Below are 6648 nucleotides of genomic sequence, written 5' to 3'. Positions count from 1 at the left end.
CTCGTGCTGCCCGCGAGCTGGGGGCAGAGGACCGGGAGGGCGCCCTTGACGGCCGCGGGCGCGCCGAGCAGCAGGCCGGTGCCCGGGACCTTCTTGTCGTAGGCGACGGGTGCGTTCCCCACCTTGCCGATCTTGAAGCCGCGCTTCTTCAGCTCGTCCGCGGTCGTCTTGGCGAGCCCGCTGCGCGGGCTCGCCAAGACGACCGCGGACGAGCTGAAGAAGCGCGGCTTCAAGATCGGCAAGGTGGGGAACGCACCCGTCGCCTACGACAAGAAGGTCCCGGGCACCGGCCTGCTGCTCGGCGCGCCCGCGGCCGTCAAGGGCGCCCTCCCGGTCCTCGGCACCCAGCTCGCGGGCAGCACGAGCAAGGCCGACACACGGACCACGCCGGATGTGGACCTGATCATCGGGACCGCGTTCAAGACGCTGTCCCCGAAGGCGACGGCGGACGCGGCCCTGGTCGCCCTGACCAAGCCCGCGCCCGTACCGACCGGAAAGTGCTGAGGAACTACCACTCGGCGGAGCCGGCTGTTCCTTGTTCGGCGGAGCCGGCTGTTCCTTGTTCGGCGGAGCCGGCTGTTCCTTATTCGGCGGAGCCGTACATGCGGTCGCCCGCGTCGCCCAGGCCCGGGACGATGTAGCCGTTCTCGTTGAGCCGCTCGTCGACCGAGGCCGTCACGACGGTCACCGGCGTGCCCGCGAGCTCGCGCTCCATGACCTCGACGCCCTCCGGGGCGGCGAGGAGCACGACCGCGGTCACGTCATCGGCGCCGCGCTTGATGAGCTCCTGGATCGCCGCGACCAGCGTGCCGCCGGTCGCCAGCATCGGGTCCAGGACGTACACCTGGCGGCCCGAGAGGTCCTCCGGCATCCGCGTGGCGTAGGTCGACGCCTCCAGCGTCTCCTCGTTGCGGATCATGCCGAGGAAGCCGACCTCGGCCGTCGGGAGCAGCCGGACCATGCCGTCGAGCATGCCGAGCCCGGCCCGCAGGATCGGGACCACCAGCGGACGCGGGTGCGACAGCTTCACGCCGGTCGTGGGCGTGACGGGGGTCTCGATGTCGACCTGCTCGGTCCGCACGTCCCGGGTGGCCTCGTAGGCGAGCAGGGTGACCAGCTCGTCGGCGAGACGGCGGAAGGTCGCGGAGTCCGTGCGCTTGTCGCGCAGGGTGGTGAGCTTGTGGGCGACCAGGGGGTGGTCGACGACGTGGAGACGCATGACTCAACAGTAGCCCGCCGCGCACTGGCGTCGACCCATGGCGCTGGGGGAAAGTGGGGGCACAGGGACCCAGTGATGGGGTGATGTGGCCCATGCCCGACCTGGAAGAACCGGCCGAGGGAGCCGCCGAGGGGGCGGCCCGGACGCCGGCGGGACCGGAGACGGACGCGGAGCGCCGCAGGCGCCGCGCCCAGTTCCTCCGCGAGCTGAACGAGGCCAAGGCGCTGCGCGAACGGGTGCAGCCGCGACGCGCCCGGGCCGCCCGGATGCGCCAGGCGATGCGCATGCGGACCTTCCGCTGGTGATGTTCGGCGCACCGGGCGGATGATCCGTTGTGCGCCCCCTCCGTGCGCCGGGGTCGCACGCCCACCCGATCGCGGGGTCGTTCAGACTGATGCACGACGCAAGAGCCGAAGACCTCTCCAGACGGCGTCGTATCTGTCACGATGCCGATTGGGCGGGGCATCAGGCTCGCGCCGCCGGAACGTCACACCTCTGATCAGTGGGAGAGAGTCAGGTGTACTTCGCCGCACTGCTCGCGCGCACCGAAGACGGGTGGGAAGCGAGCGACACGGAGCTCGACGACGTGGAGACCCTGTCGGATCTGGCCGAGCTCGCCCGTGAGGCCTCGGACGACGACACGGTGATCGTCTTCATCGAGCAGGAGGACGCGTGGTTCGGGATCGTCCGGATCGAGGGTGAGGAAGACCCTCGCATCTACGTCTCGGACGGGGCCGCCGCCGCCCGTTCCTCGTACGGGGAGATGCTCACCCGGGAGCTCCTCGGTGACGACCTGGACGACCTGGTCGACGACCTCGACGACCTGGACCTGGACGGCACCGAGGACGGGGAGCCGCTCGACGCCGACGAGGACGACGAGGCGGGCTCCGTCGCCGCCGAGGCCGTCCCGGCCGCCCCGGTGGGCGACCGGCTGATCCTGGCGGACCTCGGGATGTCGGCGGAGGACCTGCTGGCCCTCGACAGCGACGCGCTCGCGGAGATCGCGGACGCGCTGGGCGCCGCCGAGGTCCTGGAGGCCGTTCGCTAGTGATCTCCGCGGTACCTGTTCCCGAGCGGCCGGCCGGCACGACACCGGGCGCCGTTCCCGACCCCGTACGGGACGCCGGCCCGGACGCCGTACGGAACCCCGAATCGGACGCCGTACCGGACGCTGTGGCGGGCCCCGACTCGGACGCGGCGCCCGACCCCGTGCGGGACCCCTGGCGGGAGGCCATGCGGCTCGCCATCGCCGAGGCCGATGCGGCCGCGCCGGCCGGTGACGTACCGGTCGGCGCGGTCGTGCTCGGCCCGGACGGCGCGGTGATCGCCCGCGCGCACAACGAGCGGGAGGCCACCGGCGACCCCACCGCGCACGCCGAGGTGCTCGCCCTGCGCCGGGCCGCCGCGGCGACCGGCGAGTGGCGGCTGACGGGCTGCACGCTGGTCGTGACCCTGGAGCCGTGCGTGATGTGCGCGGGCGCGCTCGTCCAGTCGCGCGTCGAGCGGGTGGTGTTCGGGGCGCTCGACGAGAAGGCGGGTGCGACCGGTTCGCTCTGGGACCTCGTACGGGACCGTCGGCTCAACCACCGCCCCGAGGTGATCCAGGGCGTCCTCGGCGAGGAGTGCGCGGCCCAGTTGACGGCCTTCTTCCGCACCCGCTGACCTGCGAGGGGATACGGATTTCATCGCAGCGGAACTTTGGGCTAAGCTCTCTCTCGGTAGCGTGTCCGAGCGGCCGAAGGAGCTCGCCTCGAAAGCGAGTGTGGCGCAAGTCACCGAGGGTTCAAATCCCTCCGCTACCGCTTCGATCGAAGGGTCCGACGCATCAGGCGTCGGACCCTTCGGCGTATCTCCCCTCCGTACGGAACTCGTACGGGACCCGTACGGAACTCGTACGCGAAAGGCCCCGGTCCGCGCTCGTCGCACGGTCGGGGCCTTCTCACGCAGGACGGGGGGAACGGCATCGGGGGGACAAGCCGCTCCCCCCGACGAGAACCGGTCCGGCAAGTCCTGCGCCGCGTTCAGGGGGGAAGCCCGCGGCACGGACCCCGCAGTGCGGGCCGGTTCCTTCGAGCCCCGCCGATTCCTGCCAGATCCGCCGGGCTCGACATCCATACTGCTCGCCCGTCACCCTTCCGTGTGGCGGCGAAAGGCCCGGATCGCAGGGCCCTTGGTCCATAAGGGCTCGGTTAGAGTGGCGCGGTCGTACGGGCGGGGGAACTGGGGAGGGCGGGGCAGTGGCGCAGGCGAAGAAGGTCGCGCTGTACGCGGTCATGGTCTTTATCGTGTACACGATCGTCACCTCCCCGGCCCGGGCGGCCGATCTGGTGCAGGTAGGGTTCGAGGGCATTTCCAGCGCCGCCCAGGGAGTCGGTCAGTTCATGACCGAACTCATCAACTAGGAGCTCTCCGTGATCCGCCACCTGGTCCTCTTCAAGCTCAACGACGGCGTCGCGCGCGACGAACCGCGCGTGGTCGCCGGTGTCGAGGCGTTCCGCGCGCTCGGCGGGCAGATCCCGGAGCTGAAGTTCTGGGAGTGCGACTGGAACATCACGGACCGGCCGATCGCGTACGACTTCGCCATCAACTCGGCCGTCGAGGACACGGACGCGCTCCAGCGCTACCTCGACCACCCGGCGCACCAGGCGGGCGTCGCCCAGTGGCGCGAGTTCGCCACCTGGGTCATCGCGGACTACGCCTTCTAGTCCTCGCTCGTACCGGGGCCCCCTGCCGTCGCGGCGGGGGGCCTTTTCCGTGCGTGACCTCCCCTTTTTCCGCCAACATGCCCTCAACACGTGCCTATGCGGTGCTTGCACACAGTGGACATGTCTTGTGATGCTATGACCGCTTTTGACGGATGAGTTGACCGTAGTTGACCCAGTGACCGAGTTACCCAGTCGACCAGCAAGACCAGCCAAAGGGGTGGCGTGAACGTGCCGGCCAGTACAGCACCTCAGGTCCCGCCCCAGCACGAGGCGGGCGGAGCCGTGGACACCCCGCGCCCCCGGCCCCAGAGCAGCCGCGGCGCCGACACCCGCGCCCTCACCCAGGTGCTCTTCGGGCAGCTCAAGGACCTGGAGCCCGGCACCCCCGAGCACCACCGGGTGCGCGGGGCCCTCATCGAGGCCAACCTGCCGCTCGTGCGGTACGCGGCGGCCCGCTTCCGCTCCCGCAACGAGCCGATGGAGGACGTCGTCCAGGTCGGCACCATCGGCCTGATCAACGCCATCGACCGCTTCGACCCCGACCGCGGCGTCCAGTTCCCCACCTTCGCGATGCCGACCGTCGTCGGAGAGATCAAGCGGTACTTCCGCGACAACGTCCGGACCGTGCACGTGCCGCGCCGGCTGCACGAGCTCTGGGTCCAGGTGAACGGCGCCACCGAGGACCTGACGACCGCTCACGGCCGCTCCCCCACGACCGCGGAGATCGCCGAGCGGCTGCGGATCGGCGAGGACGAGGTGCTCGCCTGCATCGAGGCCGGCCGCTCGTACCACGCCACCTCCCTGGAGGCCGCGCAGGAGGGCGACGGGCTGCCCGGTCTGCTCGACCGGCTCGGCTACGAGGACCCCGCCCTGGCCGGCGTCGAGCACCGCGACCTCGTCCGCCACCTGCTCGTCCAGCTGCCCGAACGGGAGCAGCGGATCCTGATGCTGCGCTACTACAGCAACTTGACCCAGTCTCAGATCAGTCAGGAGCTCGGCGTCTCCCAGATGCACGTGTCAAGGCTCCTCGCCCGCAGCTTCGCCCGCTTGAGATCCGCAAACAGGATCGAGGCGTAACCGGAACGGGTAGACCGGTTCGGAGCAGTTCTCCGACGCCCCAAATGCCGTACACCCCTTGTTTCCTGCGGAAATGCAAGCTCTCCGTGTCGACAAGTCACTACAGCGTGTTGCCGACATGTGACATTCTGCTGGAACCGAGTTTGCCGCAGCCCCGCCGCCGGTATTCAGGTGGAGGCTGCGTTCCTCAGATGGTCGCGGCCACCGCGACCGTCCGCGACCTCAAGGGGGTGGCATGTCCACAGAACTGGGCAGCTCGAAGGTGCTCACGCTCACGCCCGTTCCCGTGCCCACGCAGACGACGGCGCCGACCGCGACCGACAGCACGGAGACCGCGGAGACCGCGCCGCCGCCGATGACGGTCACGCCCGGAGCCCTCGACACCCGCACCCTCTCCCGCTCCCTGTTCCTGCGGCTGCGCGCCCTCGACGCCGAAGGCGCCGCCGCCGACAGCCCGGAGCGGACCTACGTCCGCGACACCCTCATCGAGCTCAACCTCCCCCTCGTGCGGTACGCGGCGGCCCGCTTCCGCTCCCGCAACGAGCCGATGGAGGACATCGTCCAGGTCGGCACCATCGGCCTGATCAAGGCGATCGACCGCTTCGACTGCGAACGGGGCGTGGAGTTCCCGACGTTCGCGATGCCGACCGTCGTCGGCGAGATCAAGCGCTTCTTCCGCGACACCTCCTGGTCGGTCCGCGTCCCGCGCCGGCTCCAGGAGCTGCGCCTCGCCCTCACCAAGGCCAGCGACGAGCTCGCCCAGAAGCTCGACCGCTCCCCCACCGTCCCCGAACTCGCCGCCGTGCTCGGGGTGTCCGAGGAGGACGTCGTCGACGGCCTCGCCGTCGGCAACGCCTACACCGCCTCCTCGCTCGACTCCCCCTCGCCCGAGGACGACGGCGGCGAGGGCTCCCTCGCGGACCGCCTCGGCTACGAGGACACGGCCCTCGAAGGCGTCGAGTACCGCGAGTCGCTCAAGCCGCTCCTCGCCAAACTGCCGCCCCGGGAGCGGCAGATCATCATGCTCCGCTTCTTCGCGAACATGACGCAGTCGCAGATCGGCGAGGAGGTCGGCATCTCCCAGATGCACGTCTCGCGGCTCCTCACCCGCACCCTCGCCCAGCTGCGCGAGGGCCTCATCTCCGACTGACTTCCGCGAAACCCCGGTCTGTTGACGGCTCGTCAGCCAGACTGGGACGCATGAGGCGTAGGAAGCCGGGACTCGTGGCGGTGGCGCTCTGCCTCGGTGGGGCGCTGACCGCGTGCGGTGGCGGAGGAGACGGCGAGGGGTACGCGGCGGTCGGCGCCGTCCCCTCGCCCAATGGCGCGACCGGCCCCTCGGGTGTGGTCAGGCTGGTCCCCCTGGAGCCCTCGGAGAGCGGGACGACGTCGAGTACGTCGTCCCCGTCGCCTGCGGGCCCCGGGGCGTCTTCCGGGGCGCCCGGGGCGCCCTCTGCGGGCGGGAGCGGGGGCTCTCCCGGCCCTTCCGGGACGCCTGGGGTGTCCGGGGTGTCCAAGTCCCCCAGGGCCTCCGGGTCTTCTCGTACGGACACGGGTACGGGATCCGGTACGGGAGCGGGATCCGGTACGGGATCCGGTACGGCTCCGACGGCCGCGCCCGGCGGTGGTCCCGGCCCCTCCACCGCC

The 6648-nt window shown here is 70.9% G+C and carries 8 protein-coding genes, 1 tRNA gene and 2 pseudogenes; 9 read left to right on the top strand and 2 right to left on the bottom strand.

The genetic code is table 11. The features are described from left to right. Positions 1-194, bottom strand: a pseudogene (locus CCN56_RS24650) (LytR C-terminal domain-containing protein); the annotation flags it as partial. Between CCN56_RS24650 and CCN56_RS24645 the strand changes: the two are divergent. Further along, positions 172-504 (top strand): annotated as a pseudogene (locus CCN56_RS24645) (LytR C-terminal domain-containing protein); the annotation flags it as partial. The pseudogenes CCN56_RS24650 and CCN56_RS24645 overlap by 23 nt on opposite strands. A gap of 79 nt (positions 505-583) precedes the next feature. Here CCN56_RS24645 and upp read toward each other — a convergent pair. Continuing rightward, entirely contained in the window at positions 584-1219 is a 636-nt protein-coding gene (gene upp / locus CCN56_RS24640; protein ID WP_017240523.1) for a uracil phosphoribosyltransferase, read from the bottom strand. Positions 1220-1311: 92 nt separating this feature from the next. On the opposite strand from upp, the gene CCN56_RS24635 reads away from it, so the two are divergent. The 8 genes from CCN56_RS24635 to CCN56_RS24605 all read left to right on the top strand — a co-directional run bounded on the left by CCN56_RS24635 (position 1312) and on the right by CCN56_RS24605 (position 6151). Further along, a complete protein-coding gene (locus CCN56_RS24635) occupies positions 1312-1524 on the top strand; it encodes a hypothetical protein (RefSeq protein ID WP_107484216.1) in 213 nt (70 codons plus the stop codon). A 212-nt stretch (positions 1525-1736) separates the two neighbouring features. Further along, positions 1737-2267 carry a hypothetical protein gene (locus CCN56_RS24630; RefSeq protein ID WP_041130293.1) on the top strand — a complete coding sequence of 177 codons (531 nt, stop codon included), beginning with the start codon at positions 1737-1739 and terminating at the stop codon, positions 2265-2267. A gap of 185 nt (positions 2268-2452) precedes the next feature. After that, the gene (gene tadA / locus CCN56_RS24625) at positions 2453-2881 is read left to right on the top strand and encodes a tRNA adenosine(34) deaminase TadA (RefSeq protein WP_041134062.1); all 429 of its coding nucleotides are present in this window, start codon (positions 2453-2455) and stop codon (positions 2879-2881) included. Positions 2882-2936: 55 nt separating this feature from the next. Beyond that, positions 2937-3021, top strand: a tRNA-Ser gene (locus CCN56_RS24620). A gap of 435 nt (positions 3022-3456) precedes the next feature. Further along, positions 3457-3621 carry a hypothetical protein gene (locus CCN56_RS43385; protein ID WP_167352206.1) on the top strand — a complete coding sequence of 55 codons (165 nt, stop codon included), beginning with the start codon at positions 3457-3459 and terminating at the stop codon, positions 3619-3621. A 9-nt stretch (positions 3622-3630) separates the two neighbouring features. Continuing rightward, a complete protein-coding gene (locus CCN56_RS24615) occupies positions 3631-3924 on the top strand; it encodes a Dabb family protein (RefSeq protein ID WP_086830076.1) in 294 nt (97 codons plus the stop codon). A 228-nt stretch (positions 3925-4152) separates the two neighbouring features. Continuing rightward, positions 4153-5001, top strand: a complete 849-nt coding sequence (locus CCN56_RS24610; RefSeq protein WP_041134061.1) for an RNA polymerase sigma factor SigF — start codon at positions 4153-4155, stop codon at positions 4999-5001. A gap of 235 nt (positions 5002-5236) precedes the next feature. Further along, positions 5237-6151, top strand: coding sequence for an RNA polymerase sigma factor SigF (locus CCN56_RS24605; protein ID WP_086830074.1), 915 nt, complete (start codon positions 5237-5239; stop codon positions 6149-6151). The last annotated feature ends 497 nt before the right edge of the window (positions 6152-6648 follow it).

Origin of the sequence: Streptomyces sp. NRRL B-24572 (genome assembly GCF_002156145.1) — a bacterium.
Classification (GTDB): domain Bacteria; phylum Actinomycetota; class Actinomycetes; order Streptomycetales; family Streptomycetaceae; genus Streptomyces; species Streptomyces vietnamensis.
This window is presented reverse-complemented; position numbering and strand designations above follow the sequence as displayed.